This window comes from Sphingobium xenophagum NBRC 107872 (genome assembly GCF_000367345.1).
GTDB lineage: Bacteria > Pseudomonadota > Alphaproteobacteria > Sphingomonadales > Sphingomonadaceae > Sphingobium > Sphingobium xenophagum.
Genome location: NZ_BARE01000046.1, coordinates 1 through 25,251 on the forward strand (window position 1 = coordinate 1; position 25,251 = coordinate 25,251).

Annotated in this window: 27 protein-coding genes and 1 tRNA gene; 15 read left to right on the forward strand and 13 right to left on the reverse strand. The window is 63.1% G+C overall.

The features are described 5' to 3' along the window. From SX1_RS22900 to SX1_RS17495, 5 genes are all read left to right on the forward strand, one after another. Nucleotides 1-660, forward strand: a 660-nt coding sequence (locus SX1_RS22900; protein WP_019054041.1) for a LysR substrate-binding domain-containing protein, incomplete at its 5' end; no start/stop codon positions are given. Nucleotides 661-699: 39 nt separating this feature from the next. Beyond that, complete coding sequence (locus SX1_RS17480; RefSeq protein WP_026149878.1) at nt 700-942, forward strand: type II toxin-antitoxin system CcdA family antitoxin; 243 nt, start codon at nt 700-702, stop codon at nt 940-942. Further along, nucleotides 942-1,238, forward strand: a complete 297-nt coding sequence (locus SX1_RS17485; RefSeq protein WP_026149879.1) for a CcdB family protein — start codon at nt 942-944, stop codon at nt 1,236-1,238. Before SX1_RS17480 ends, SX1_RS17485 begins: the two co-directional genes overlap by 1 nt. Before the next feature lie 52 nt (nt 1,239-1,290). Next, nucleotides 1,291-3,618, forward strand: coding sequence for a DNA topoisomerase IV subunit A (gene parC / locus SX1_RS17490; RefSeq protein WP_019054044.1), 2,328 nt, complete (start codon nt 1,291-1,293; stop codon nt 3,616-3,618). A 68-nt stretch (nt 3,619-3,686) separates the two neighbouring features. Next, a complete protein-coding gene (locus SX1_RS17495) occupies nt 3,687-5,441 on the forward strand; it encodes a putative bifunctional diguanylate cyclase/phosphodiesterase (RefSeq protein WP_019054045.1) in 1,755 nt (584 codons plus the stop codon). Here the strand turns inward: SX1_RS17495 and SX1_RS17500 are convergent. From SX1_RS17500 to SX1_RS17515, 4 genes are read right to left on the reverse strand one after another with little or no spacing between them, the layout of a single operon-like run. Next, on the reverse strand, nt 5,405-6,616 hold the full coding sequence (locus tag SX1_RS17500) for a CCA tRNA nucleotidyltransferase (RefSeq protein WP_019054046.1): 1,212 nt from the start codon (nt 6,614-6,616) through the stop codon (nt 5,405-5,407). The two genes, SX1_RS17495 and SX1_RS17500, sit on opposite strands and share 37 nt — an antisense overlap. Further along, nucleotides 6,613-7,212 (reverse strand): CoA pyrophosphatase, encoded by a 600-nt coding sequence (locus SX1_RS17505; RefSeq protein WP_019054047.1) that lies wholly within the window; start codon nt 7,210-7,212, stop codon nt 6,613-6,615. Before SX1_RS17505 ends, SX1_RS17500 begins: the two co-directional genes overlap by 4 nt. Beyond that, on the reverse strand, nt 7,209-7,775 hold the full coding sequence (locus tag SX1_RS17510) for a DUF1285 domain-containing protein (protein WP_019054048.1): 567 nt from the start codon (nt 7,773-7,775) through the stop codon (nt 7,209-7,211). The genes SX1_RS17505 and SX1_RS17510 overlap by 4 nt, the downstream gene beginning before the upstream one ends. 44 nt (nt 7,776-7,819) lie before the next feature. Then, nucleotides 7,820-8,332: a GNAT family N-acetyltransferase gene (locus SX1_RS17515; protein WP_026149880.1), complete on the reverse strand. Its 513-nt coding sequence runs from the start codon at nt 8,330-8,332 to the stop codon at nt 7,820-7,822. Nucleotides 8,333-8,466: 134 nt separating this feature from the next. Here SX1_RS17515 and SX1_RS17520 point away from each other — a divergent pair, with 134 nt between their 5' ends. Further along, nucleotides 8,467-8,850, forward strand: coding sequence for a dihydroneopterin aldolase (locus SX1_RS17520; RefSeq protein WP_017182309.1), 384 nt, complete (start codon nt 8,467-8,469; stop codon nt 8,848-8,850). 78 nt (nt 8,851-8,928) lie between these two features. Here the strand turns inward: SX1_RS17520 and SX1_RS17525 are convergent, their stop codons facing one another. Further along, complete coding sequence (locus SX1_RS17525) at nt 8,929-9,876, reverse strand: isopenicillin N synthase family dioxygenase (RefSeq protein ID WP_019054050.1); 948 nt, start codon at nt 9,874-9,876, stop codon at nt 8,929-8,931. 116 nt (nt 9,877-9,992) lie between these two features. Between SX1_RS17525 and SX1_RS17530 the strand changes: the two genes are divergently transcribed. Together SX1_RS17530 and SX1_RS17535 are read left to right on the forward strand one after the other, a co-directional pair. Beyond that, entirely contained in the window at nt 9,993-10,400 is a 408-nt protein-coding gene (locus tag SX1_RS17530; protein ID WP_017182307.1) for an EVE domain-containing protein, read from the forward strand. Between the two features lie 151 nt (nt 10,401-10,551). Beyond that, nucleotides 10,552-10,833 carry a hypothetical protein gene (locus tag SX1_RS17535; RefSeq protein WP_019054051.1) on the forward strand — a complete coding sequence of 94 codons (282 nt, stop codon included), beginning with the start codon at nt 10,552-10,554 and terminating at the stop codon, nt 10,831-10,833. 70 nt (nt 10,834-10,903) lie between these two features. On the opposite strand, the gene SX1_RS17540 is transcribed toward SX1_RS17535, so the two are convergent. From SX1_RS17540 to SX1_RS17560, 5 genes are all read right to left on the reverse strand, one after another. Then, the gene (locus tag SX1_RS17540) at nt 10,904-11,206 is read right to left on the reverse strand and encodes a glycine zipper 2TM domain-containing protein (RefSeq protein ID WP_017182305.1); all 303 of its coding nucleotides are present in this window, start codon (nt 11,204-11,206) and stop codon (nt 10,904-10,906) included. Nucleotides 11,207-11,902: 696 nt separating this feature from the next. Next, nucleotides 11,903-11,977, reverse strand: a tRNA-Thr gene (locus SX1_RS17545). Nucleotides 11,978-12,005: 28 nt separating this feature from the next. Next, nucleotides 12,006-12,863 (reverse strand): hypothetical protein, encoded by an 858-nt coding sequence (locus SX1_RS17550; RefSeq protein WP_026149881.1) that lies wholly within the window; start codon nt 12,861-12,863, stop codon nt 12,006-12,008. Then, complete coding sequence (locus SX1_RS17555; protein WP_017182233.1) at nt 12,860-14,182, reverse strand: replication-associated recombination protein A; 1,323 nt, start codon at nt 14,180-14,182, stop codon at nt 12,860-12,862. Before SX1_RS17555 ends, SX1_RS17550 begins: the two co-directional genes overlap by 4 nt. 28 nt (nt 14,183-14,210) lie before the next feature. Continuing rightward, the gene (locus SX1_RS17560) at nt 14,211-15,389 is read right to left on the reverse strand and encodes a glycosyltransferase family 4 protein (protein ID WP_019054054.1); all 1,179 of its coding nucleotides are present in this window, start codon (nt 15,387-15,389) and stop codon (nt 14,211-14,213) included. 126 nt (nt 15,390-15,515) lie between these two features. On the opposite strand from SX1_RS17560, the gene SX1_RS17565 reads away from it, so the two are divergent. Together SX1_RS17565 and SX1_RS17570 are read left to right on the forward strand one after the other, a co-directional pair. Beyond that, nucleotides 15,516-15,734 carry a hypervirulence associated TUDOR domain-containing protein gene (locus tag SX1_RS17565; RefSeq protein WP_026002237.1) on the forward strand — a complete coding sequence of 73 codons (219 nt, stop codon included), beginning with the start codon at nt 15,516-15,518 and terminating at the stop codon, nt 15,732-15,734. Nucleotides 15,735-15,792: 58 nt separating this feature from the next. Beyond that, nucleotides 15,793-16,446: an MOSC domain-containing protein gene (locus SX1_RS17570; protein ID WP_019054056.1), complete on the forward strand. Its 654-nt coding sequence runs from the start codon at nt 15,793-15,795 to the stop codon at nt 16,444-16,446. A gap of 25 nt (nt 16,447-16,471) precedes the next feature. On the opposite strand, the gene SX1_RS22905 is transcribed toward SX1_RS17570, so the two are convergent. After that, nucleotides 16,472-16,867 (reverse strand): cupin domain-containing protein, encoded by a 396-nt coding sequence (locus tag SX1_RS22905; RefSeq protein ID WP_019054057.1) that lies wholly within the window; start codon nt 16,865-16,867, stop codon nt 16,472-16,474. 76 nt (nt 16,868-16,943) lie between these two features. On the opposite strand from SX1_RS22905, the gene rnr reads away from it, so the two are divergent. Continuing rightward, the gene (rnr, locus tag SX1_RS17580) at nt 16,944-19,268 is read left to right on the forward strand and encodes a ribonuclease R (RefSeq protein WP_026149883.1); all 2,325 of its coding nucleotides are present in this window, start codon (nt 16,944-16,946) and stop codon (nt 19,266-19,268) included. Between the two features lie 83 nt (nt 19,269-19,351). On the opposite strand, the gene SX1_RS17585 is transcribed toward rnr, so the two are convergent. Beyond that, on the reverse strand, nt 19,352-19,807 hold the full coding sequence (locus tag SX1_RS17585) for a universal stress protein (RefSeq protein ID WP_026002234.1): 456 nt from the start codon (nt 19,805-19,807) through the stop codon (nt 19,352-19,354). Between the two features lie 186 nt (nt 19,808-19,993). Between SX1_RS17585 and SX1_RS17590 the strand changes: the two genes are divergently transcribed. The 4 genes from SX1_RS17590 to SX1_RS17605 are packed head-to-tail and all read left to right on the forward strand — an operon-like array spanning nt 19,994 to nt 23,745. Continuing rightward, complete coding sequence (locus SX1_RS17590) at nt 19,994-21,295, forward strand: pyruvate dehydrogenase complex dihydrolipoamide acetyltransferase (protein ID WP_019054059.1); 1,302 nt, start codon at nt 19,994-19,996, stop codon at nt 21,293-21,295. Continuing rightward, entirely contained in the window at nt 21,295-21,696 is a 402-nt protein-coding gene (locus SX1_RS17595; RefSeq protein WP_026149884.1) for an acyl-CoA thioesterase, read from the forward strand. The genes SX1_RS17590 and SX1_RS17595 overlap by 1 nt, the downstream gene beginning before the upstream one ends. A 23-nt stretch (nt 21,697-21,719) precedes the next feature. Next, the gene (gene lpdA, locus SX1_RS17600) at nt 21,720-23,135 is read left to right on the forward strand and encodes a dihydrolipoyl dehydrogenase (protein WP_019054061.1); all 1,416 of its coding nucleotides are present in this window, start codon (nt 21,720-21,722) and stop codon (nt 23,133-23,135) included. Beyond that, entirely contained in the window at nt 23,113-23,745 is a 633-nt protein-coding gene (locus SX1_RS17605) for a phosphatase PAP2 family protein (RefSeq protein ID WP_019054062.1), read from the forward strand. The genes lpdA and SX1_RS17605 overlap by 23 nt, the downstream gene beginning before the upstream one ends. On the opposite strand, the gene SX1_RS17610 is transcribed toward SX1_RS17605, so the two are convergent. Continuing rightward, the gene (locus SX1_RS17610) at nt 23,725-25,203 is read right to left on the reverse strand and encodes a DUF2142 domain-containing protein (protein ID WP_019054063.1); all 1,479 of its coding nucleotides are present in this window, start codon (nt 25,201-25,203) and stop codon (nt 23,725-23,727) included. The genes SX1_RS17605 and SX1_RS17610 overlap by 21 nt on opposite strands. Between the last annotated feature and the right edge of the window lie 48 nt (nt 25,204-25,251).

Consider the following 25,251-nt stretch of genomic DNA (forward strand, 5'->3'; position numbering starts at 1 on the left):
AGCCCGATGGTCCTCACCATCAGTTGCACCAATAGTTTCGCCCATCTCTGGCTCGCCCCCCGGATCGGCGCGTTCCAGATGCGTCATCCGGGGCTGGCGGTGCGCATCCAGGCCGAGGATGCGGTGGTCGATCTTGCCCGCACCGGCGTCGATCTGGCGATTCGCGGCGGGAAGGGCAATTGGCCGGGGCTGGAGGCGCGGCTGTTGACGCACAACCGCCTGGCGCCGATGTGCAGCCCGGCCTGGCTGGCGCGCCATGGTCCGGTCGCCGATGCGCAGGCGCTTCATGCCCTGCCGCGCTTGTCGCCCGACGATATGTGGTGGCATGAATGGTTCGCGGCCATGGGGGTGGAGGCCGATCCGGCAGGCGGGCCGCCGGGCATCGCGCTGGACAGCCAGGTGATGGAAGGCCGTGCCGCGATCGGGGGGCAGGGGATCGCGATCCTCAACCTGTTCCTGTGGAAGGCGGAGGTGGAGGCGGGCCTGCTGGTCGAGGCCATGCCATCCTATGTCCGCGAGATCGCGAGCTACTGGATCGTCTATCCGCCCCACGCTCGCAATACGCCCAAGGTGAAGGCGTTTCGCGACTGGATCAGCGCCGAATTCGCCGCCGCCATCGCCGATGACCCGCAGGGACGCTACTTGCCCCGTGACGGATGATGCGTATGTTCATGCGCATGTTTCATGAAGGAGTTGGTTGTGACCAGGCATGAACGGATCGGGACGCGCAAGGCGACCAACCTGTCGCTGGATATGGCGCTTGTCGCAGAGGCGCGGGCGTTGGGAATCAACTTGTCCCGCACCTGTGAAGACGCGCTGGCCAAGCAAATCGCCGCCGAACGCGGCCGTCGCTGGCAAGAGGAGAATAAGGAAGCGATAGCCGCCTGGAACGTCTGGGCCGAGAATAACGAATTGCCGCTTGAGAAATATCGACAATTCTGATGGCACGGTTTGGTGTATATCTATTGCCGAATGGGGGACTGGTTCTCGATTGCCAGAGCGATCATGTCGATAATGTAGGAACTCGTCTGGTCGTCCCGCTATTGCCGCCCGATGATATGCCCGCTGGCCTGCCGGCTCTGCACCCCTGTTTCGATATAGAGGGTAAGCGGCTGATGATGGCTACCCATCTAGCTGGCGCTGTCCATTCGCGATTGCTCAAGCAACCGGTCTCGATGCTGCATCACCATCAGGATAGGATTATGCGCGCGCTCGATATCCTTTTGACGGGCTTCTGATCCAGCGCAATTCCCGTTCCGTTCCTCTCATCCGCCTGCTAAGCCATCTTCGATGACCGATTTTCGCGATCCTTTCGACAATATCAAGGACCATCCGTTCGACGCGGCGCTGTCGCAGCGTTATCTCGTCTATGCCCTGTCCACCATTACCGCGCGGTCCTTGCCGGATTTGCGCGACGGGTTGAAGCCGGTGCATCGCCGCCTGCTCTGGGCGATGCGGCTGCTCAGGATGGAGCCGTCCGGCGCGTCGGCCGACGTGCTGGTCGCCAACCCTGTCCGCAACGGCACAAGTTACAAGAAATGCGCCCGCGTCGTGGGCGACGTCATAGGCAAATATCACCCCCATGGCGACAGCAGCGTCTATGACGCCATGGTGCGGCTGGCGCAGGATTTCGTCCTGCGCACGCCATTGGTCGACGGGCAGGGCAATTTCGGCAATATCGACGGCGATAATGCCGCCGCGATGCGCTATACCGAAGCGCGCCTGACCCAGCCTGCCGCCGACCTGATGGCGGGACTGGACGAAGGCACGGTCGATTTCCGCCCGACCTATAATGGCGAGGACGAAGAGCCGGAGGTGTTCCCCGGCCTTTTCCCCAACCTGCTTGCCAATGGCGCCAGCGGCATTGCGGTGGGCATGGCGACCAGCATACCGCCGCATAATGTGACCGAAATACTCGATGCCGCCAGCTTGCTGATCGACAATCCCGATACGGATCATGCGGCGTTAATGGCAGTGGTGAAGGGGCCGGACTTCCCCACTGGCGGCGTGCTGGTGGATAGTCCCGCAATCATTGCGGAAGCCTATGCCACGGGACGCGGCGCGTTCCGCACCCGTGCGCGCTTTTCGACCGGCAAGGATGATCAGGGCGTCTGGGAACCGACCGGCATAGAGAAATTGAGCGGCGGCACCTGGCAGTTGATCGTCAGCGAAATTCCCTATCAGGTGCAGAAGGGCAAGCTGATCGAGCAGATCGCGGCCCTGATCAACGACAAGAAGCTGCCGATCCTGGAAGATGTGCGCGATGAAAGCGATGAGACGATCCGCATCGTCATCACGCCCAGGAACCGCAATGTCGATCCGCAGGTGCTCAAGGACAGTCTCTACCGACTGACCGATCTGGAAAACCGCTTTCCGCTCAACCTGAACGTGCTGGACGCCACCCATACGCCGCGCGTTCTGGGGTTGCGCGCGGTGCTGATCGAATGGCTCAAGCACCAGATCGACGTGCTGGTCCGGCGCGCGCAGCATCGCCTTGCCAAGATTGCCGATCGGCTCGAACTGCTCGATGGCTATATCATCGCCTATCTCAACCTTGACCGGGTGATCGAGATCATCCGTACGGAGGATGAGCCAAAGCTGGTGATGATGGACGAATTTGCCCTGACCGACCGGCAGGCCGAAGCCATTCTCAACATGCGCCTGCGGTCTCTGCGCAAGCTGGAAGAGATGGAATTGCGCCGCGAACATGCCGATCTGGTGGCGGAGCAGGAGGATCTGCAAAAGCTGGTCGAAAGCCCGCAGCGCCAGCGGACCAAGCTGAAGCGCGACATTGCCGCGCTGCGCAAGCGCTATGGCCCCGACACGGCCCTTGGCCACCGCCGTACATTGGTGGAGGAAGCCGGACCCGCACGGGACATCCCGCTGGAGGCGATGATCGAGCGCGAACCGATCACCGTCATTCTGTCCGAACGCGGCTGGATCAGGGCGATGAGCGGCCATCGCGATCTGGCTGCGGCCGATACGCTCAAGTTCAAGGAGGGCGACGGTCCGCAATTCGCGTTTCACGCCTACACGACCGACAAGCTGCTGCTCGCGACGTCGACCGGGCGCGTCTATACGCTGGGGTCGGACAAGCTGCCGGGCGGGCGCGGCTTTGGCGATCCGGTGCGGTCGCTGGTCGATATGGACAATGAAGGCGCGATCGTCGCCTTCATGCCCGCACGGGCTGGCACGGAATTGTTGCTGGCGTCTTCCGACGGGCGCGGTTTCATTGCGGCGGTGGCAGAGATCATGGCGGAAACCCGCAAAGGGCGTCAGGTCGTCAATGTCCGCACCGGCGCCAGGCTGGCTGTCATCCGCCCGGTCGCGCCAGGGTCGGACAGCGTGGCCGTGATTGGCGAAAACCGCAAATTGCTCGTCTTCTCGCTCGACGAAATGCCCCGCATGGCGCGTGGACAGGGCGTGCAGATGCAGCGCTATCGCGATGGTGGTCTGTCGGACGCCATCACCTTCCGCCTGGTCGACGGACTTAGCTGGGCGATGGGGGGCGAAACCGGGCGGATGCGAACCGAATCGGACATGACGCCGTGGAAAGTGGCGCGCGGTGCGGCTGGCCGTATGCCGCCCACCGGCTTTCCGCGCGACAATCGCTTTTAATGACCATTTTTTACAATGATCGGCGCATCGTTTCCTGAAAATTTACCGCTTCCCGATATGGCCAAGGCATGGAATCCATTTCTGTGCGCAACTGGCCAGTCGGAAGGACCAGCAACGACCCTGTTGCGGGGGACGCGGAGGCATATCCATCCTTCGTCATAGCGCCGAGCCAATGGTTGGCCGCCATGTCGCAGGCGGCAGCGATTTTATCTCATGATGACAATCTGTTGTCGGTGGTCGAAGCCAATGACCGCTTCTTGCAGGCGTTTCGCCAGCATCAGGAAAAGGACGGGGCCATCAGCCAGGCCGCGACCGTGTGGCGCGATCGCATCCTGAAATTCATTCAGACGAATCACGTCGCAGACAGTTTTGAAATTCGCCGCGACGGCAAATTGGGGCCGGAATATTTCATGTGCACCATCGGCCGCTTGCCCGCCGATGCGGACCATCCCGAACTTTACCTGTTCACCGCGACCGATCGTACCAGCGAACGGACGGTCGAGAAGAATCTGCGCCGCGAACTTCTGTCCGACGGGTTGACCGCGCTGCCCAATCGCACCGGATTTGGCGAAGAGATTGACGACCGGATTGCCAATTCGGTCTGGCCCGAAAATGCCCAATTCGGCATCATCGCGATCGACCTTAGCCGGTTCAGCCGGGTCAATGAATCGCTTGGCCCGATGGCTGGCGACGAATTGCTGATCACGGTCGCCAAGCGACTGAAATCCAGCCTGCGGCAGGGCGATGTGCTGGCGCGGATTGGCGGCAATGATTTTGCGATATTCGCCCGTCTGAACAATGGCCTGTCGGATGCCCTTCACATCGTCCAGCGGATCAAGGAAGCGCTGAGTTCGCCGATCCGGCTGAGCGATCTGCAAATCCGGGTGGATTGCGCGATCGGCTGTGCCCTTTCCACCAGCCTGAGCGATGACCCCGATGACATCGTTCGCAAGGCGCAGGCAGCGGTCAAGATCGCCAAGTGCAGCGGCAAGGTGGAAATATATCGCAACGGTGTTCTCAAGGAAGCGCAGCGCCGCTTTTCGATCGAGAGCCGTCTGCGCGACGCATTGGCGCAGGGTGGCCTGTCGCTGGCCTATCAGCCGCTGATCCATCTCCATACCGGGGAGATTACGGGGTTCGAGGCACTCGCCCGCTGGGACGATGCGGAATTGGGGCATGTGTCCCCGGTCGAATTCATCGCCGTGGCCGAAGAAAGCGGCCTCATCACCCCGCTGGGCCGATGGGCCGCCTATGAAGCGGCGCAGGCATTGTCGCGCTGGGACGCCAGGTTCGGCCAGCCCATGCCGGTCGGCGTCAACGTCAACCTCTCGCCGATCCAGATGGCGCGGGACGATGTCGCGTCGATGTTCGAAGAAGCGCTGCGCTATTCCGGCATTGCCGGGCATCGCCTGACCGCCGAAGTCACCGAAAGCGCAATCATCGCCGATCCCGACAAGGCGCGCAAATTGCTGTTCGCGCTCAAGGATTTGCAGATGCCGATCGCGATGGACGATTTCGGCACTGGTTTTTCCAACCTGGCCAGCCTGCACAGCCTGCCGATCGACATATTGAAGATCGATCGTAGTTTCGTGTCGAACATGCTGGAGGATCGCGACAAGACGGTCATCGTCCGCACGATCCTCTCGCTGGCGGAGTCGCTCAATCTCAAGGTCACGGCCGAAGGGATCGAGACGCAGGAGCTTGCCCATGCGCTTCAGCAATTGGGATGCTGGCAAGGGCAGGGCTATTATTTCGCCAAGCCGATGGCCGAACAGGACGCCTTCGACTATTGGCGCGCGCGCTGGAATTTCGAAACGGTCTGATCGGCAATTGCGTCAACCCGCGCGCCGTCCGGGAAACCTTCCGCGATCCACATATCCTGCACGACATTCAATGCCCTGGCGACATCGGGGCCGGGGGGCAGTCCGCGCGCGATCAACGCGCCACCGCCTATCGGAAGTTTGGGCGGCGTCCAGTCGTCCAGGGCGGAGAGAGGCGACAGATCCGCATCGGCATCCAGCAGCAACCTGTCGATCGCACCTTCGACCCCAATATGCCACGCCAGCGCCCGAATCGGCATATCGCCCAAGCCAGCCTCCAGCGCCGTCGTCAGTCGCTTGCGCGCCTTGTTCGACAGTTTGAGCCGCGCGCCGACCAGATCGGCCCGCGCCGCATCGGGCGGCAGCAAGGCCGCGAGCCGCCGCAGCGCCGATGGTGCAAGGCCAGCCGCGGCCTCCCGCGCTATCAACCGCTCCAGCCGGTCGATCCCGGCGCGGTCGACTTCAGGCAAAACCGGCGTCAATATCCCGCCATCGACCATCAGCCGCAACGCATGGATCGGCGCGGCGACCCCCAGCAATTTGAGCAATTCATCGGCAATCCGCTCGCGCGACAGCGCCATCAGACTGTTGGCCGAAGCGACGCAGGCGGCATAGGCCATATTGTCCAGCTCATCGTCGCCATAGCGCGCCAGAAAGCGGAAATAGCGCAGGATGCGCAGATGATCTTCGGCAATGCGCGCGTGGGCATCGCCTATGAAGCGCAATCGCCGCGCTTCCAGATCGGCAACCCCGCCAAAATAGTCGGTGATCTCCCCGCTCAGCGGATCGGCATAAAGTGCGTTAATCGTGAAGTCCCGCCGCGCCGCATCCTCGCGCCAGTCATCGGTGTAGGCGATGGTCGCGCGCCGCCCGTCGGTGCTGACGTCGCGGCGCAGCGTCGTAATCTCCACCGGCCAGCCGGCGATGACGGCGGTGATCGTGCCATGGTCTATACCGGTCGGTACCGCCTTTATCTCTGCTGCCTTCAGCCGGTCGAGCACGTCCTGGGGGGCAAGCGTGGTGGCAATATCCAGATCATTGACCGCAAGCCCCAGCAAGCCGTCGCGCACCGCGCCGCCGACGTAGCGGGCCTTGCCGCCCGCCGCATCCAGCGCCGTCAGCAAATCGTCGAGACCGGGACGATGCCGCCATGGCGCGTCGGGCAGCACCACGTTCATAATGCACCCAGCCGGTGCGACAGGTTTGCCAGGATGGCGGCGGTCACGCCCCATATCCGCCGTTCCTGCCATAATATCTCGTAATAATGCCGCACCGCCCCTTCAAATTCGACGGCATGCCGGGTCCGGTTCGCCGGGTCCAGCGCATAGGCGAGGGGCAGTTCGAACCAGTCGGCCACTTCGCTTTCCTGCGGCTGCAAGGGCAGGTCGGGCGGAATGACCGCCAGCACCGGGATGACGTCGAACCCGGTAAAGGTATGATAGCGGTCGGACGTGCCGATGACCTGCGCCAGATGCGGCGGCAGGCCGATTTCCTCCTCCGCCTCGCGCAGCGCCCCGGCGATCTCATCGGCATCGCTAGGATCGACGCGGCCGCCGGGAAAGGCGACCTGTCCCGCATGCTGGCGCAGTCGTTCCGACCGCTGGGTCAGGATCAACCCCGGTTCGGGCCGGTCGGTGATGGCGACCAGTACGGCGGCGGGGGCGAGCGCGATGTGTCCGTCGATGCGGGGATCGCGCATGTCGGATGACAGGATGGTGCCATCGCGGCCATGACCTTCGGCCAACGCGGCACGCAGCCGCTCGGCCAGGGTCATGCCCCGCCGTCCAGCGGAAAGAAAGCGCCGTTGCTCCACAGGCCGATCCGCTCGGCGCCCTCATCCAGCGCCATGTTCATCAGTTCATAATAGATGCTGCGCACGACCAGCGCCTCCAGCCCCGCGCGGACATGAAGATAGGGATGCGGCCCGTCCGCCGTCTCACGGAGCAGCAGCGCATTGTCCGGCCCCGCCGCGACCAGATCGCCGGTGTTCAGCCGGAACGCCAGCGCCCGTTCGCGTCCTTCGCCTTCGCTCTTGAGTTCCACCGCGACGAAGGGGGCATCCTCGACTTCGATGCTCAGCTTTTCAACCGGGGTGACCAGCACATAGCTGCCGTCTGCTTCTCGCCGCAATATGGTGGAAAACAGGCGGACCATTGCCTCGCGCCCGATTGGCGATCCCTGGTGAAACCAGGTTCCGTCGCGCGCGATCCGCATGTCGCTGTCGCCGCAATGGTCGGGATTCCATTTCTCCACCGGCGGGAGTTTTTTTTCGGCAAGCAGGCGCGCAATGTCGCTGAGCGACAGGTCGGCAAGGTCGGGTAGCGGGTCCATCGGCATAGGCTATGCAGATAGGATCGCAGCGCCCCGATGGCAAAGGGGAATCAGGCGATGACGCTAATATCGGGACCAAGCATCCCCGCGCCCCCCACAGCGCGGCCATCGACCGACAGCGCCAGCAGACGCCGTTGCTCGACCGGGCCGGGCGCACGCCAGCCGCTCGTGTCCTGAGCACTAAAGCCCCAGAAGCGGCCATAATATTCCGGGTCGCCAATCATCATCAGCGGCGCTGTTCCCTGCGCCTTTGCTGCCGCCACGACAGCGTCCATCATCGCCCGGCCATGGCCGCCGCCCTGATGCGCGGGGGCGACCGCTACCGGCCCGACCATGATATAGGGGCATTGCGTGCCGTCATCCTGCGTCAGCACGACCGGCCAGCTTTGCAGCGATCCAATGAGCGCGCCTTGTCCATCCACCACCGCGAAGGAAAGAGCGGGAATCCAGGCGACCGTCCCGCGAATCAGATAGGCCGTCCGTGCATGCCGATCGACGCCGAACGCGTCGTCGAGCAGACGCTCGATCGCGTCTGGCCGCTGGCTTTCGAGAGGGACAATCATAGACACGTCTTGCCGATCCGCGATCAATGGCGCATGGACCGCGCCGGGAGCGGCGGGCTTTACCGCCCGCATCGCAAAATGAAAGACTAAACTGGCCCCGTCTGACAGCAGGGAAGGGCCGGATATGGCAGGCCATGCAGACTGGATTTGACGATTTTCTGACGCTGGAGGTCAATAACCTTCATGTCGACGTACTGACCGGCATTTATTCGGAGGAGACGCATCTCCCCCAGCCGCTGCGTATCTCCATCCGCGCGCGGCTGGCGATCGCCGATCATTATGATCCGGCGACCCCGCTGACGCAGTCCAAAAACTATATGGACCTCAAGCATGCCGCCTCGACAGCCTTGCCGGACGGTGTGCATTTTACCCTGATCGAAGCCGTGGCCGACCATATCATCGACACCATCTTCCTTCAGGGTGACAATGTGACCCATGTGGAAGTGAAGATCGTCAAGCTGGCCCTGTCCGAACGGGGCGAGGAAATCGGCATCACCTTGGGGCGCAGCCGGAAATAGACGCGACGTGCTCCCGCGCAGGCGGGAGCCCAGTCGAAACGCCACAACTGGGCTCCCGCCTTCGCGGGAGCACGCTATTTACCCCTTCTTGATCAGGCCGATCTCGATCAGTCGTTCGGTCAGATAGTCATGTGCGCTGATCGGCGGATCGCGGCGCGGATTGGCCTCGCTCACGCATTGCGGCAGCGCGTCGATCATCACGTCGGGGCGCAGGTGCAGGAAGAAGGGCATCGAATAGCGCGAATGGCCGCGCCGCTCCGGCGGCGGATTGACCACGCGATGACTGGTCGATGGCAACATATGGTTGGTCAGTCGCTGGAGCATGTCGCCGACATTGATCGCCAGCGCGCCGGGCGGGGGGACCACCGGCAGCCAGTTGCCGTTGCGGTCCTTGAGCTCCAGCCCGCCTTCCTCCGCCCCCAGTAGCAGAGTGATCAGGTTGATGTCCTCATGCGCGCCCGCGCGGATGCCGGGTGCTTCGGGCGAGACGGGTGGATAATGGAGCAGCCGCAGGATCGAATTGCCGCGGTCGATCGGCCCGTCGAACCAGCGTTCCTCCAGCCCCAGATAGAGCGCGATGGCCGACAGCAATTCCGCCCCCACCCGGTCGAATTCGGCATAGAGTTTGGTAAAGACGGGGTGGAAGGCGGGCAGCTCATCGGGCCAGACATTGGGCGGCATCGTTTCCGCCAGTGGATCGCCGGGGGGAAGATCGCGCCCGACATGCCAGAATTCCTTAAGGTCATTCTCGCTCGCGCCCTTGGCGATTTCTGTACCGAACGCGGTATAGCCGCGCTGACCGCCATTATATTTGGCGTCATAGGCGCGCTTGATCGCTTCGGGCAGGGCGAAAAAGTCGCGAGCCAGCGTCCATCCCGCGTCGATCAGTGCCGGGTCCATGCCATGATCGCGCACCATCGCGAAGCCGAATCGCTGGAAGGAGTCGCCGAACCCTTGCGCGAAATCCGCCTTGCTCAATTCCGCCATAGACAGGACGGGCACCTGATCCAGCACCGATTGCGACACTTTATTCTCTCCGAAATTAGGGGTCTGAAACTATGGGGACGGGGCGCGCAACATAAGGATGGTTAAGCGATATTCCCATCCTTGATCGCGGCGGAGCGGTGATGCAAGGAGGCAAAATGAACTATTGGCTGATGAAATCGGAACCCGATGTTTTTTCCTATGACGACCTGGTCGCCAAGGGGAAAGCGGAATGGGACGGCGTGCGCAACCACGCGGCCCAACTCAATATGAAGGCGATGCGCCGGGGCGATCTGGCGCTGTTCTACCACAGTAATATCGGGGTCGAGGCGGTGGGCATCATGGAGATTGTCGAGGAAGCGGCCCCCGACAGCACCGACGATAGCGGCAAATGGATCGCGGTTCATGTTCACGCCCGCGAAAAGCTGGCCAAGCCCGTCACGCTCAAGACGATGAAGGCCGATCCCGCGCTGGCCGGCATGGTTATGTTGCGGCAATCGCGCCTGTCCGTCTCGCCCGTGTCAAAGGCCGAATTTGATCATATCGTCGCCTTATCAAAGGCTTGATACTCAAAAAACGTTCCGGTTGCGTTACACGCAATTGCAGGGGCGCTTTTTGCGATTGCCGCTTTGCTGCGCTGCGACATAAAAAAGTCCCAACAGAAAAGAACATTCAAGAGGTGTTTGATCGGCATTCACAAGGAGTTTACCCATGCGAATGCTGTCCAAATTTGTTGCTGCCAGCGCCCTCGGCGCTTTTGTTGCTCTCGCTGCCCCCGCTCAGGCTGAAGACGCTGCCAAGCAGCGCTTTTCCCATGAAGGTTATACCTACGTCTATGACGTCAAGGAAACCAAGTCGGGCCGCGTCATTTCCGGCCGTCGTTTCCCCGACGCAGTTGCCTTCAACCTCTCGGTCAAGGATGGCAAGGTTTCGGGCATTTCGGGTGGCCAGCAGGTCAGCTTTTCGGTTGACGAAGCCCGCGGCGCCGCGTCGAACTAAGCTTTACAAGCTCTAAGCAAATAAAAGGGCCGCTTCCGACGGGAGGCGGCCCCTTTTTTACAGGCTGGAGTTAACGGCAGCGACGCTTGCTGTCGACTTCCTTGCCCAGCAGGCCACCGCCCACCGCGCCCAATATGGTGCCAGTCGTGCGCTCACCGCGCGTATCGATCGCCCGGCCCAGCAACGCGCCGCCAGCAGCGCCAATGATCAGGCCAGTCGTGCCGTCCGATTTGCGGCAATAGGTCCGGCCATCGCGTCCGCGCCATTCCTTGTACCGATAATGTTTGCGTGCCTGCGCACCGTCGGTCGGGACGGCCATGGACATGGGGATGGCCAGCGAGACAGCGGCCAAGGCGAGTAGGGCTTTACGCATAAGTTTCTCCTCCGAATGCGTGGATTTGACGCTTGAACCCCTGCACCTTGACGCAGGTTGCATGAACAGCGCACAACGAGATAAGCCACTGTTTATCCATCGCTAAATTTTGAGGCGAACGGACGCGGCGCAGGGACGAACGGGCGGTTCAGCCATCATTTGGCATAGTCGTCCAACGCCTGGTCGGGCTGGCGGCTTTCAATTTGAAGAGAGCGAAAAGTTATCCACAGCTTTATGACGCTTTGGCTACGCGCCGTTGCCGATTCTGCTTTGCACGACTCGGTTTTGGTGAGACCTTCCCTGTATCGGCACAGTTGGGAACGGAGCGATCCGTTTCCGAGAATCCTTGGTAAAACAGGAATTTAACGCTGTACCGAAGGTCCGCTGGAAGATGTCTTTCGCGAGGGCGACATCAACCGACGGATCGGTCCAAAAGACCGTAGCCGGGTACGCGCGAAAGTGAACGTCGGGCTTCGGATATTGCGGGCCAGAGCCAGCCTGGCTGCCCTTGGCCCAAGCTGGAGCAGTCCTTGGCAAACAGGCTTTCGGGCCAGTGCCAGGACAGCGCCGGGCCGATGATCGCCTCTCGCCAGAGAAGCGGATCGCATGACCCGACGGCAGTGGGGACCGACAGCAATGTCGGCCCCCATTTTGCGTTTGGGGCTTCGCTTTCAACGCAGGGGGACATGGCCTGACTGGTGCCGGATGCAGGATTTGAACCCGCGACCTTCGGTTTACAAAACCGCTGCACTACCACTGTGCTAATCCGGCGCTCCAGTCAGGCGACACGCCCTTACTATCAGATGACGCCGAACGTCCAGCCCTCCGTTGCAGCAATTTTTGGATCGAGCGCGGCTGGCGTCCATAGCCCAGCCTGTCCCGCCACCGCCCGCATCCACGCCGCGGTCAATATGGCGTCTGCACCATGGTCGTCCGGCATCGCGCCCTCATGCCGTTTCGACCCGATCGTCTCCAGCGCGTCGTTCAGCGCTGGCAGATCGCGCATCTTGGCTCGACCCTTGGCTCGCCCGGCGGCCGACGCGGCAAGGCTGGTATAGATTTCCACGACCAGCGATCCGCGCACGGGCAAGGGATCGAACGGCCATATGGGCACCGTGCGCCGCACCCGGTGCAGCAATCGCATGCCGGCAAAGCTTGCCTTGGCCACCTGAGCCGCGCCGATCGCGTCATAGACGGTCGAGGGTTTGCCGCCGCCGCCAGCCAGATACAGCGCCTCGCACACGCGATTATGCATATAGTCGGCCTTTACCCCGTCGGCCTTGCCGAAATAGAAATGTCGCCGGTGCGCGACCTCCAGCAGGCTCGCCGCGCCCAGATCCTCGTCCGGGCAGAGCCAATCGACATAGGCCCAGAAGTCCGGCCCATTGTCGGGCACAGTGTCGCCCGGCAGATAGCCGCCGCGCGCAACGAAGGGCGGCGCAAAGCTGAAATCGAACCCGAACAGGGTAGGGGCCTCACCAGCTGTTGCGATCAGCCAGTCCACCACATCGGTTCGCGACCAGATGCCGTCGGGCGCGGGCATCAGTCGGGGCGCTTCCCGCCCCATTTCGCACAGCGCGACCGCAATCCCCTTGTGCCGCGCGCCCTTGGCCCCGGACCAGTCGATCGCGGCAAAGCGCGTAAAGTCAGGTGTCACCCCGCGCCGCGCTCCGCCCGCAACCGCTCCCAATAGGCGATCCGCTCGGCAATCCGTGCCTCATAGCCCCGGTCCGTTGGCGCATAGAAGCGTTGCGGGGTCATGTCGTCAGGCCAGTAATTCGCTCCGGAAAATCCGTCCGCCGCGTCATGATCATATTGATAGCCCTTGCCATAGCCGACATCCTTCATCAGCTTGGTTGGCGCGTTCAATATATTCTGCGGCGGCATCAGCGATCCGGTATCGCGCGCTGATTTGAACGACGCCTTCATCGCCATATAGGCGGCGTTGGATTTGGGCGCGGTCGCGCAATAGAGGCAGGCCTGGACGATGGCCACTTCGCCTTCGGGACTGCCCAGAAAATCATAGGCTTCCTTGGCTGCCAGGCATTGGACCAGCGCCTGCGGGTCGGCAAGGCCAATATCCTCCGCGGCAAAGCGCACCAGTCGGCGCAGGACGTAGAGCGGCTGCTCGCCAGCCACGAGCATCCGCGCCATATAGTAGAGCGCGGCCTGCGGGTCCGATCCGCGCAGCGACTTATGCAGGGCGGAGATGAGGTTGTAATGCCCCTCCCGATCCTTGTCATATACGGCGACCCGGCGGTGGAGCAGGGCGGACAGTCCTGCCGGATCGAGCGGCTCTGCTATGTCGATCGCATAAAGCGTTTCGACCTGATTGAGCAAAAAGCGCCCGTCGCCATCGGCGCTGGCGACCAAAGCCTCGCGCGCATCGGCGTCCAGCGGCAGGGGACGCCCCGTCACCGCTTCTGCCCGGTCCAGCAATTGTTCCAGCGCCGCGGCATCCAGCCGCCGCAGGATCAACACCTGCGCCCGCGACAGAAGGGCTGCGTTCAGTTCGAAGCTTGGATTTTCGGTGGTCGCGCCCACCAAAGTCACCGTGCCATTTTCGACGAAGGGCAGAAATCCGTCCTGCTGCGCCCGGTTGAAGCGGTGGATTTCGTCCACGAACAAGAGGGTCTTGTCGCCGCGACGGCCATGTTCTTTGGCGGCGGCAAAAACCTTCTTGAGGTCGGCCACGCCCGAAAACACCGCGGAAATGGGTTCGAACCGCATACCCACCGCATCGGCGAGCAGCCGCGCCGTCGTGGTCTTGCCAGTGCCCGGCGGTCCCCAAAGGATGATGGAGGATAAACGCCCAGCCGCCACCATCCGACCGATCGCGCCATCAGGCCCGGTCAGATGCTCCTGTCCCACCACCTCCGCCAGGGTGCGCGGTCGCAAGCGGTCGGCAAGCGGCGCGGCATCGCTGACAGGCTCTGCGCCAGTCAGCATGTCATCGGAAGCGAAAAGATCGGCCATGCCGGTTGATATAGGGACGAAAGCCCGTTCAGGGAACCGGGCTGGATCGCGGCATCATGCCCTGCTCGCGCTGGCGGATGATGCGCAAATAAGTGTCGACCAGCGCCTGATTGACCTGATCCCACCCGTTACGCTCCGCCCTTGTCTGCGCCGCCGCGCCTGCCTGCCCGCGCGCGTCGCCATTCAGGCAATAATCCTGCAGGGCGTCGGCAAAGGCGCCGATCGCGCCGGGACGGATCAACCGTCCGGTCACCCGGTCGCTCAGCAGGCTTTCGCTGCCGGTGGCCCGCGCCGCCACGGTCGGCACGCCGCACGCCATCGCCTCCAGCGTGACATTGCCGAAGGTTTCGGTCACCGACGGATTGAACAGCATATCCATGCTGGCCACCGCGCGGCCCAGGTCAGCGCCTTGCTGAAAGCCGGTGAAGATCGCGCCGGGCAGGCGGTTCTGGAACCATTCGCGCGCCGGGCCTTCGCCAACCACCAGCACCTTGTGCGCCACCTGCCGCGCCGCAAGCTGATCGATCGTGTCGGAAAACACGTCCAGCCCCTTTTCCATCACCAGGCGGCCGATGAAGCCAATGGCGGGCACGTCGTCATATATGCCGATCGAACGCCGCCAGCCCAGATCGCGCCGACCCGGATTGAAAATCTCCCGGTCGATGCCGCGCGTCCATATGCCGACATCATAGCTCATCCGCTGTTCGCGCAGCAGTTGCGCCATCGATTCGGATGGCGCGACGATCGCGTCGCAGCGGCGATAGAAGCGGCGCAATATTCCTTCGATGACCGGCTCCAGAAAGGCCAGGCCATAATAGCGCGGGTAGGTTTCGAACCTTGTATGCACCGATGCGACCGTCGGCAAACCATGCTGCCGCGCCCAGCTGAGCGCGCGGTGGCCCAGCGGGTCGGGACTGGACAAATGGACCAGATTGGGGGCGAACGCCTTGAGATCGCGGCGCACCCTGGAGGACATCGCATAGGGAATCCGATATTCCTTGCGTCCCGGCACCGGTACGGACGGGGTGCTGATCAGATCGCCAGCGGGGGCAAAGGCGGGCGTATCGGTGGTGGGCGAATAGACCCGCACGGCCGCACCCTGCCGCAGCAGATAGCCCACGAAGCGATTGAGCGCCTGATTGGCCCCATCGCGCACATAATTATAATTGCCGCTGAACAGGGCAATGCGAAGGCCGCTAGCATCCATCGCGCCCCCTTAGCCGAAGAAAAGTGAAAACCCAAGGGAACCGGGTAACCCCTTGGGAATTATGCCCTTCGTTAGGTTTGGGACACCGGCTGACGCGGTTGCGCCCATGGGTAAGAGGATGCTCCTATGTCGCAGACATTCCGTAAAGGTGCGCGAGTCAGATGGAATTGGGGGCAGGGCGTTGGCCGGGGACATATAACGGAGCGGTTCGACCGTCCGGTGGAGCGCCATATCGAAGGCGTGCCCGTCCGTCGCAACGGGTCGCCTGCGAACCCCGCCTATCTGATCCATGCCGACAATGGCGCGCAGGTGCTCAAGCTCAGTTCGGAAATCCAGACCGCCTGACGCCAATATGTTGCAGCCGGCATCTCGCATGAGCGGTACGGTCATGGCATGAAAGGGCATGGACACGCCCTTCATGACCATCGACGCGCTGCTCGTCGGCACGCCCGTTCCCTTTCGCGACGGCGACTATAGCGCGATTGCCAAAACGCCGGTCGCAGGCCCGGTGCAGATTACATGGGACGGCTTCGTCGGTAATCAGGTTGCCGACCCGATCCACCATGGCGGCTGGGACAAGGCCATCCATCTCTATCCACAGGATCATTATGCCTGGTGGCGTGACCGCAAGCCCGGCCAGCCATTGCTCGACGCACCTGGCGCCTTTGGCGAAAATATCGCATCGCGCGGGATGACAGAGCATCAGATTTGCCTGGGCGACCGCTTCACGCTGGGCAGCGCCATCGTCGAGGTCAGTCATGGTCGCCAGCCCTGCTGGAAGCTCGATCACCGATTCGCCGCGCGCGACATCATGGCGACCATTGTGAAAACGGCCCGTTGCGGCCTCTATTTTCGCGTTATCGCGCAGGGGGAGGCGCAGGCTGGCGGCGTGATGACCCTGATTGAGCGCCCACTGCCGGATTGGAGTATCGCCCGCGTCTTTGAACTGCTGATCGGCGGTGGTCACAAGAAAGACCCGTCAGCGGTTCTTACCCTTGCCAATACCCCCGTCCTTGCCGAAGCCTGGCGCGAGCGGGCGCGCAAGCTGGCGGCCTAGTGATCCAAATCTGAAGCTGACCACATTAGGGAAGCGGCGCTTCCACCCGGTCGCCATGGCTTTTCGGGGTCGAATTGACGAGGATGTCCACCGGCGCTGCGCTGCGGTTCTGCGCCTGATGCGGTACGCCGGGCGGAATTTCGATGCCTTGGCCCGTACGCAGCAGATGGGTGACGCCGTCTACCTCCATCGTCAGTTCGCCCGACAGGACATAGAAGAATTGGCGCGCGCGGACATGATAATGGCGCGTCTCGCTCGATCCGGGCGCAATCCGTTCGGTAATCACCGACATGTCCTCGCGCTTGACCAGATGCCATCCGTCATTCACCTCGCCCCAGACATAATGTTCGGCGCTCGATCGGTCGATGGGGGCGGGGTGAGGCGCGGCGGCGGCAGCAGCAAGGGTGATGAGGATGTGCATGGCGCCTTGAACGAACCATTGCGGTAGGTCCGCCATGCCACTGGCGCAGGGCCAGCGGCCACCCTATAGCTATCCCATGACATCAAATGATAAGAAGGTTTCGTCCCCCAAGCGCCCGGCTCGCGACAAGGTGCGTCCCGCCGGTTTTCCCACCCGCAATGAAGTGATAGATTTCATCACCACGTCCGACCAGCCAGCGGGCAAGCGCGAGATCGCCAAGGCTTTTGGCCTTAAGGGCCAGGAAAAAATCGCCCTTAAAGCCTTGCTGAAGGATATGGCCGATGAAGGCTTGATCGACGTCGGCCCGGCGCGCGCGTTCCACAAGCTGGGCGGCGTGCCCAAGGTTACTGTGCTGCGCATCATCGATGTCGACGACACCACCCTGATCGCGACGCCCGAACGGTGGGAAGCCGAAGGCCAGCCCGCCCCCCGCCTGCGCGTGGCGGAGCGGGGCAAGCGCGGTGCGCTGACCATTGGCGACCGCATCCTTGCCCGCACCGAGGAAGCCGGGAAGGGCTGGATCGCCCATCCGATTAAGAAGCTGCCCAAGGCGACAGAGATGCTGCTGGGCGTGGTCGAGGAAATGGCCGACGGCAAGCTGTGGCTACGCCCGGTCGACAAGCGCATCCGCAAGGATATGCAGATCAGCGATGTCGGCACTGCCAAGCGCGGCGATCTGGTGCTGGCCGAACCAACCGGCCGTCCGCCCCGGATCAGCGCGCGGGTCACCGATATTCTGGGCGACCCGTTCGCCCCGCGCAGCTTCAGCATGATCGCCATTCACAAACATGGCATCCCCCATGTCTTTCCCGACGCGGTAGAGGAAGAAGCCGTCACGGCCTCCGCCCTTCCGCTTCACGCGGAGAAGCGGGAGGATCTGCGGCATTTGCCGATCGTCGCCATCGATCCGTCCGACGCGAGGGACCATGACGATGCGGTCTGGGCCACCCCAGACGAGGATGAAGCCAATCCCGGCGGCTTCCGCGCGATCGTCGCCATCGCCGATGTCAGCTATTATGTCCGGCCTGGCAGCGCGCTCGACAAGGAAGCGCGCAAGCGCGGCAACAGCGTATATTTCCCCGATCTGGTCGTGCCGATGCTGCCGCACCAGCTTTCGTCGGACATGTGTTCGCTGCGCGCGGGTCAGGATCGTGCGGCCATGGCCTGCCATCTGGTCATCAACGCCGCTGGCAAGGTGACGTCATGGCGCTTCTCCCGCGCGATCATCCGCGTCGCCGCCGTGCTCGCCTATGAGGATGCGCAGGCCGCGATCGACGGCAAGGCTGATCATCCAATGCTCGACATCGCGCTCAGGCCGCTTTGGGCCTGCTGGGCGCTGCTGCACAAGGCGCGCGAGAAGCGCGAACCGTTGGCGCTCGACCTGCCCGAACGGCGCGTCGTACTGGACGAATGGGGCAAGATCGTCAGCGTCGCTGTCCGCGAACGGCTCGACGCCCATATGCTGATCGAAGATTATATGATCGCGGCCAACGTCGCCGCGGCCAAGGCGCTGGAGCAGAAGAAAGCGCCGGTCATGTACCGCGTTCACGAGCCGCCCAGTCGCGACAAGCTGGTCGCGCTCAAGGATTATCTGGCGACCTTCGACATCGAATTCGCACTTGGACAGGTGATCCGCCCCGCCACTTTCAACCAATTGATCAAGCGGGTCGGGGAGGCGGAGGAGAAGCCACTTATCATGGAGCAGATCCTGCGCAGCCAGACCCAGGCCTATTACAGCCCGGTCAATATGGGCCATTTCGGCCTGGCGCTCGGTTCCTACGGGCATTTTACCTCGCCCATTCGCCGCTACGCCGACTTGCTGGTCCATCGCGCCCTGGTGGGCGCTTATGGCCTGGAACTGCCCGCGCCCAAGGGCGGCAGCATGCCCGCCAAAACCGCGCTGAGTGTCGAGGATTACGAGAATATGGGGCGCGTCGGCGAGATGATCAGCCAGTTCGAGCGCCGCGCGATGGAGGCGGAGCGCGACACGGTCGATCGCTACGTCGCGGCTTTCCTGGCGGCCCATGTTGGTGAAACGGTGAAGGCGCGGATCACCGGCGTCCAGAATTTCGGATTTTTCGCGACGGTCGAGGAATTGGGCGGCGACGGGCTGGTGCCTGTATCGACCATGGGCAGCGAACGCTTTTTCTATGACGAGGCAGGCAAGGCGCTGGAAGGCGTGGAAAGCGGCGATCGTTATACGGTAGGCCAGCGGCTGGAACTGCGACTGGCGGAGGCCGACCCGATCAACGGTTCGCTCCGCTTCGAACTGCCCGATACGCCGCCTTCACGGGGCGGCCCGGTCAAGCGCGATCGTACCCGTCCGGGCAGCCGCACTCATCGCGGGCGGCCGGTCAATATCCGGCATATCGGCTCGAAGCGGGGCAAGCATAAGCGGTAGCCGTCATCCTTACGGGCACGCGGGGCCATGAAGCGGTGGAGCACGCTCGTCACCGCCTTGCCGGGGAGGATTGATCGGCAGGATCAGCTCAGCCGGTCGATCGCTTCGGCGTCGAGCCCGCCCGGAATGATCATGATGGGGCAGGGCATGCGTCCCGCGTCAGCCCCGGCAAAATGCGATACCAGCGTGCCGGGTGGGCCGCTTGCTGCCGCGCCCAGCACCAGGGCGGCGACATCCTCCATCTCGTCCAGCGTTTTGCGTACGACGGCCACCGCATCCCCCTGCCGCACGGTAATGCTGGGGCGGATGCCGGACTCGTCGGTCAGCGTGCCTGCCGCGCTCGTCACCAGCGCTTCGGCGCGTTGCAGCGCCTCATCCTCCATCGTCGCCTGCACGCCGCCCCACTGAACGAACTCGGCCGGGGGAATGAGGGCAAGGATACGGACCGCGCCACCCGTTTGCGCAGCACGTCGCGCGGCAAAACGCAGGGCCGTTTCCGCTTCGGGCGATTCGTCCACGACAACCAGATATGTCCGCACTTCCATCGCCCCCCATGTCGCTTTGATGGCCCCGGCAGGGGGTCATTTTCGGTCCAACGAACCAGTGCGGTGAAATGTGGGCCATATTTGCCCCTTCCGCAAGCGCTCGCTTGACCGATCCGGCGAATGGGTGAAAACGGGCAGCCATTGGCGCGCGCCGTAGAGATAAGAAGAGGCCCCGAACGCATGAGCAAGACGATCCAGATGCCCGCTTTGTCCCCGACCATGGAGGAAGGGACTCTGGCCAAATGGCTGGTAAAGGAAGGGGATACGGTATCGTCCGGCGATCTGCTGGCGGAAATCGAAACCGACAAGGCGACGATGGAATTTGAAGCGGTGGATGAAGGCGTCATCGCCAAGATCCTCGTTTCCGAAGGTTCCGAAGGCGTCAAGGTTGGCACCGTCATCGCCATTATCGCTGAAGAGGGCGAGGATGTGGAGGCGGCGGCTGCCGGCGGCGGCAAGCCCGCGCCCAAGGCCGATCCTGTCCCCGCCAAGGCAGAGGCGGCGGCACCCGCCGCTGCCGCGCCGAAGGCTGACGCCGTGCCCGCTGCGCCAGCCTCCAGCGACAAGCGCGTCAAGGCCAGCCCGCTGGCGCGCCGCCTGGCGCAGAGCAAGGGGATTGATCTGGCTGCGGTGTCGGGGACTGGCCCCAATGGCCGTATCGTCAAGAGCGATCTGGACGGCGCAAAGGAAGGCGTCGCCGCACCGGCCGCCGCGCCCGCGTCGGCTCCCGCCGCCAAGGCAGAGGCGGCAGCCCCGGCGCCCGCCGCTGCCAGCGGCGCGCAGGATTTCGGCATCCCGCACGAAGTGGTCAAACTCAGCGGCATGCGCAAGACGATCGCGCGCCGCCTGACCGAATCCAAGCAGCAGGTGCCGCACATTTATCTGACGGTCGACATTCAGCTCGACAAGCTGCTCAAGCTGCGCAGCGAGCTCAATGCGGGCCTGGCCAGCCGCAAGGTCAAGCTGTCCGTCAACGACCTGCTGATCAAGGCGCTGGGCGTCGCGTTGATGGAAGTTCCCGAATGCAACGTGCAGTTTGCGGGCGACCAGATGCTGCAATTCAAGCGTGCCGACATCAGCGTCGCCGTGTCGATCCCCGGCGGTCTCATCACCCCGATCGTGACCGGCGCGGATGGCAAGGGCGTTGCCGCGATCTCGACCGAGATGAAGGATCTGGCCGATCGCGCCAAGGTAGGCAAATTGTCGCCCAACGAATATCAGGGCGGTACTGCATCGCTTTCCAACATGGGCATGTTCGGCATCAAGCAGTTTGAAGCCGTCATCAACCCGCCCCAGGCCATGATCATGGCGATCGGCGCAGGCGATAAGCGGCCCTATGTTGTCGACGACAGCCTTCAGATTGCGACGGTCATGTCGGCCACCGGCAGTTTCGACCATCGTGCCATTGACGGCGCCGACGGTGCGCGCCTGATGAAGGCGTTCAAGGAACTGATCGAGAATCCGATCGGCATGCTGGCCTGATGGGGCGTATGGACGAACAGCCGCCGGAAGCCAGTCCGGCGGTGCGCGTCATCGCCATGCCCGCCGACACCAATCCCTATGGGGACATATTCGGCGGCTGGTTGATGAGCCTGATGGATTCGGCCGCGGGATCGGTCGCGGCGCGCCACAGTCATGGCCGCGCCGTCACCATCGCGGTGGAAGGCATGACCTTCCTGCGCCCGGTCGTCGTGGGCGATGAAGTTTCGGTGTTCGCGTCCCTCAAGTCGGTCGGGCGCACGTCGATGAAGATCGACGTCGAAGCATGGCGGCGTACGCGCCACGACGATCGCAGTTATCGCGTTACCCGCGCGACCTTCACCTTCGTGGCGATTGGCGAGGATCGCCAGCCCCGTTCCGTTCCGCCGATTGCGGAAGCCTAATATACCAGAAGCGAGTGTGACCCATGGCTGATACCTACGATCTCATCGTCCTTGGCTCCGGCCCCGGCGGCTATGTCGCCGCGATCCGCGCCGCGCAGCTTGGCCTGAAAACCGCCATTGTCGAGCGTGAAAATCTGGGCGGCATCTGCCTCAACTGGGGCTGCATTCCCACCAAGGCGCTGCTGCGGTCGGCCGAGATTTTCCATTATATGCAGCACGCCAAGGATTATGGCCTGGCGGCGGAAAAGATCAGCGCCGACATCGAAGCGGTGGTGAAGCGCTCACGCGGTGTCGCCAAGCAGCTTAATCAGGGCGTGACGCACCTGATGAAGAAGAACAAGATCGCCGTGCATATGGGCGATGGCAAGCTGACCGGAAAGGGCAAGCTGACCGTCACCAAGGACGGCAAGTCCGAAGAACTGACCGCCAAGCATATCATCATCGCGACGGGCGCCCGCGCCCGCGACCTGCCGCAGCTCAAGGCCGACGGCAAGCGCGTGTGGACCTATCGCCACGCCATGACGCCACCGGTAATGCCGACCAAGCTGCTGGTCATCGGTTCCGGCGCGATCGGCATCGAATTTGCCAGCTTCTATAACGACATGGGCGCTGACGTGACCGTCGTGGAGATGATGGACCGGATCGTCCCTGTCGAGGATGCCGACGTTTCCGCCTTCCTTGAAAAGGCAGTCAAGAAGCAGGGCATGACCGTGATGACCGGCGCGAAGATCGAGAAGATCGCGACCAGCGACAAGGGCGTGACCGCGACCATCAAGGACAAGGCTGGCAAGGCGATAGAGGCTGAATATAGCCATGTCATCGTCGCCATCGGCATCGTCCCCAATGTCGAAAATCTGGGTCTGGAAGATGTCGGCGTCGAACCCGACCAGCGTTATCATATCAAGACCGATGCCTATGGCCGCACCAATGTCGAGGGCTTCTGGGCGATCGGCGATGTGACCGCCCCGCCATGGCTTGCGCACAAGGCGAGCCATGAGGGCGTGATCGTAGCTGAAGCCATCGCGCAGGCGCTGGGCAACAAGGATGTCCATCCCCATGCGATGGATGTGCGTAACATCCCCGGCTGCACCTATTGCCACCCGCAGATCGCCAGCGTCGGCCTGACCGAAGCAAAGGCCAAGGAAGCGGGTTACGAGGTCAAGGTCGGCATGTTCCCGTTCATCGGCAATGGCAAGGCAATCGCGCTTGGCGAAGCGGAAGGCTTCACCAAGACCGTGTTCGACGCCAAGACCGGCGAGTTGCTGGGCGCGCACATGATCGGCGCGGAAGTCACGGAGATGATCCAGGGCTATACGATCGGCAAGACGCTGGAAACGACCGAGGCGGAACTGATGCACACGGTATTCCCGCATCCGACCATTTCGGAATCGATGCATGAAAGCGTATTGGCGGCCTATGGCCGTGCGCTCCATATCTGATCGCTGGACAGCGCAGAAAGGCGCGGGGGCTTTGGCTCTCGCGCTTTTTTGCGTCCTGGGCGTTGCGTTGATGCAGCGGGCGGGATGGCTCGACTGGCTGAATGTCGGGCTGATGGGCTGGGCGGGGACGGCGCGGGACGGCGATATTGGTCGCCATCTGACGCCGCTCATGCGGCTGGCGACTGCGATCGGCGATACGATCGGCAGGCTTGCGATATTGGCGCTGGTCCTGCCTGCGCTGCTCTGGTTGCGTCGCCGCGGTGACGCGCTGTGGCTTGCCCTGATGATGGCGGGCGGGACGGCGCTCAACCTGATCCTCAAACAGATTTTCGCCGCACCGCGCCCGGACCTGCTGCCCCATCTCGACATCGTCCATAGCTATAGTTTTCCCAGCGGCCATGCGGCGGGCAACATGATGATGTTCGGCGCGCTGGCCATGCTGGCGCGGCGGCGCGGCGGCTATTGGGCGGCGGGCATGATGATCGCGTTGATCGGAGCCAGCCGGGTCTGGCTCGGCGTGCATTGGCCAAGCGACGTCACCGCCGGATGGATCGAGGGGCTGGGCTGGCTCGCGCTGTGCCGCGTCTGGCTACCAGCGCGGCGAGGGTAGCAACAACGCCCGCGTCACGCTGTCATGCGGCGGCATCCCGTCGCTGGTGACGAAGCCATGGACCCAGAAACTGTCATAGGCGCTGGCCGCCGCAATGAGCAGCAGCAGGCAGGCCGAGGCGGCAAACAGAGTGCGCGCGCCGCGCACGGCCCGGTCGGGGGAGAGCGCCAGCAGCACCAGCGGCAGGATTGGCAGGAAATAGCGCCCCTGCGTTCCCTGAATGAAGTCCGCGCCCGGCGGCGTGCCGGTCAGGTACATGGCGGTCTCGATCAGCACCGCGACGCCGCCGGCGACCGCCAGCCACCAAAGGCGCTGCGCTCCGCCAAAGCGGGCCTCCGCGCCGCTGAGTATCGCGGCCGCCAGCATGACCGCCGCCAGCGGGTAGGCGATCAGCGGCAGCAGGATGGCGTTCCAGCCGAAGCGCCCGACGATCTGGAGCGCATAGACCGGCGCGCGCTCGATCACGCTGGACGTCAGGATGCGAACATAACCGACGGGATCGTTCAGGATCACCGCCAACTGGTCGGCCAGTGGCGCGGTCAGCACGCTCTCACCCGTCTTGCGCGACATGATATGATAGAGCGCCTGACTGCCGCCAGAATATTTCATCCAGCCGATGAAGGCGGCCGCGCCCAGCGCCATCGCGCCCAGGACCAGCCACATCCGCATGTCGCGCCGATATTGGGGCCAGCGCAAACCCGCCGCCATCAACGGCAGATAGACGCCCTTGGCGAGAGCCAGCAACGGCGCCGCCAGAACCAGTCCGGCCGATCCACGGTCCATGAAGCCGACACGCAGCGCCAGCGCGAGTCCCAGGAAGCCCATGCCGTTGATCACGGCATCGGGCGACATCGATCCGATCTGATAGGCAAAGGTGGGCAGCAGCGCCGTGCCCAGCATCGCCATCCGGCCAAAGGGCAGCAGCCGTAGCGCGGCGATCAGCAGCGCCAGGGCGACCAGCGCGTTGACGATCCGCCCGGCATAGAAACGGCCCAGTTGCGGCAGGCCGAGCGCGTCGCCGATCAGCAGGCCCGCAGCGCCCGGTGCATAGAGTGTCGGCGCATAGCTTGCGACATTGGGGAATTCGGCAAAGACGGTGCCGGGCCGCGACGCATCCGCATTCCAGCTATGTCCCAGCTTTGTCGCATCGAACCTGCGCACAGTCGCTGGCACGTCGGTGGGAAAATCGACGGCGTGCAGGTCTATGGCCGCGCGGAGCAGCGCCGCGCCGATCGCCTCGCCATGCTGCGTTGTCAACACGCCGCCTTCGGACAGAAGCAGCGCCTTCATATAATGCTGATTTTCGTCCGGCGCCTGAAACGGCGGGGTTGCCAGCGTGAAGAACAAGGTTGCGAGGCAGATCGCAACCAGCAAACATTGTTCGAGCGCAGACCATGGCGCGGCGAACAGCATGTCGCCGCGCACTCCCTGCGCCATCCCGATCCGCTCGTTCCGCATGACTGCCCTGTGCCTTTGCCTTGTCTCCGACAGGCAATAGGCCGCCAG

What these genes read in the sequence shown, in the direction of transcription:
- SX1_RS17485 (WP_026149879.1), top strand. Translation starts at nt 942, where the DNA reads ATGGCACGGTTTGGTGTATATCTATTGCCGAATGGGGGACTGGTTCTC.
- parC (WP_019054044.1), top strand. Translation starts at nt 1,291, where the DNA reads ATGACCGATTTTCGCGATCCTTTCGACAATATCAAGGACCATCCGTTC.
- SX1_RS17495 (WP_019054045.1), top strand. Translation starts at nt 3,687, where the DNA reads ATGGAATCCATTTCTGTGCGCAACTGGCCAGTCGGAAGGACCAGCAAC.
- SX1_RS17500 (WP_019054046.1), bottom strand. Translation starts at nt 6,616, where the DNA reads ATGAACGTGGTGCTGCCCGACGCGCCATGGCGGCATCGTCCCGGTCTC.
- SX1_RS17505 (WP_019054047.1), bottom strand. Translation starts at nt 7,212, where the DNA reads ATGACCCTGGCCGAGCGGCTGCGTGCCGCGTTGGCCGAAGGTCATGGC.
- SX1_RS17510 (WP_019054048.1), bottom strand. Translation starts at nt 7,775, where the DNA reads ATGCCGATGGACCCGCTACCCGACCTTGCCGACCTGTCGCTCAGCGAC.
- SX1_RS17515 (WP_026149880.1), bottom strand. Translation starts at nt 8,332, where the DNA reads ATGATTGTCCCTCTCGAAAGCCAGCGGCCAGACGCGATCGAGCGTCTG.
- SX1_RS17520 (WP_017182309.1), top strand. Translation starts at nt 8,467, where the DNA reads ATGCAGACTGGATTTGACGATTTTCTGACGCTGGAGGTCAATAACCTT.
- SX1_RS17530 (WP_017182307.1), top strand. Translation starts at nt 9,993, where the DNA reads ATGAACTATTGGCTGATGAAATCGGAACCCGATGTTTTTTCCTATGAC.
- SX1_RS17535 (WP_019054051.1), top strand. Translation starts at nt 10,552, where the DNA reads ATGCTGTCCAAATTTGTTGCTGCCAGCGCCCTCGGCGCTTTTGTTGCT.
- SX1_RS17540 (WP_017182305.1), bottom strand. Translation starts at nt 11,206, where the DNA reads ATGCGTAAAGCCCTACTCGCCTTGGCCGCTGTCTCGCTGGCCATCCCC.
- SX1_RS17555 (WP_017182233.1), bottom strand. Translation starts at nt 14,182, where the DNA reads ATGGCCGATCTTTTCGCTTCCGATGACATGCTGACTGGCGCAGAGCCT.
- SX1_RS17560 (WP_019054054.1), bottom strand. Translation starts at nt 15,389, where the DNA reads ATGGATGCTAGCGGCCTTCGCATTGCCCTGTTCAGCGGCAATTATAAT.
- SX1_RS17565 (WP_026002237.1), top strand. Translation starts at nt 15,516, where the DNA reads ATGTCGCAGACATTCCGTAAAGGTGCGCGAGTCAGATGGAATTGGGGG.
- SX1_RS17570 (WP_019054056.1), top strand. Translation starts at nt 15,793, where the DNA reads ATGGACACGCCCTTCATGACCATCGACGCGCTGCTCGTCGGCACGCCC.
- SX1_RS22905 (WP_019054057.1), bottom strand. Translation starts at nt 16,867, where the DNA reads ATGCACATCCTCATCACCCTTGCTGCTGCCGCCGCCGCGCCTCACCCC.
- rnr (WP_026149883.1), top strand. Translation starts at nt 16,944, where the DNA reads ATGACATCAAATGATAAGAAGGTTTCGTCCCCCAAGCGCCCGGCTCGC.
- SX1_RS17590 (WP_019054059.1), top strand. Translation starts at nt 19,994, where the DNA reads ATGAGCAAGACGATCCAGATGCCCGCTTTGTCCCCGACCATGGAGGAA.
- SX1_RS17595 (WP_026149884.1), top strand. Translation starts at nt 21,295, where the DNA reads ATGGGGCGTATGGACGAACAGCCGCCGGAAGCCAGTCCGGCGGTGCGC.
- lpdA (WP_019054061.1), top strand. Translation starts at nt 21,720, where the DNA reads ATGGCTGATACCTACGATCTCATCGTCCTTGGCTCCGGCCCCGGCGGC.
- SX1_RS17605 (WP_019054062.1), top strand. Translation starts at nt 23,113, where the DNA reads ATGGCCGTGCGCTCCATATCTGATCGCTGGACAGCGCAGAAAGGCGCG.
- SX1_RS17610 (WP_019054063.1), bottom strand. Translation starts at nt 25,203, where the DNA reads ATGCGGAACGAGCGGATCGGGATGGCGCAGGGAGTGCGCGGCGACATG.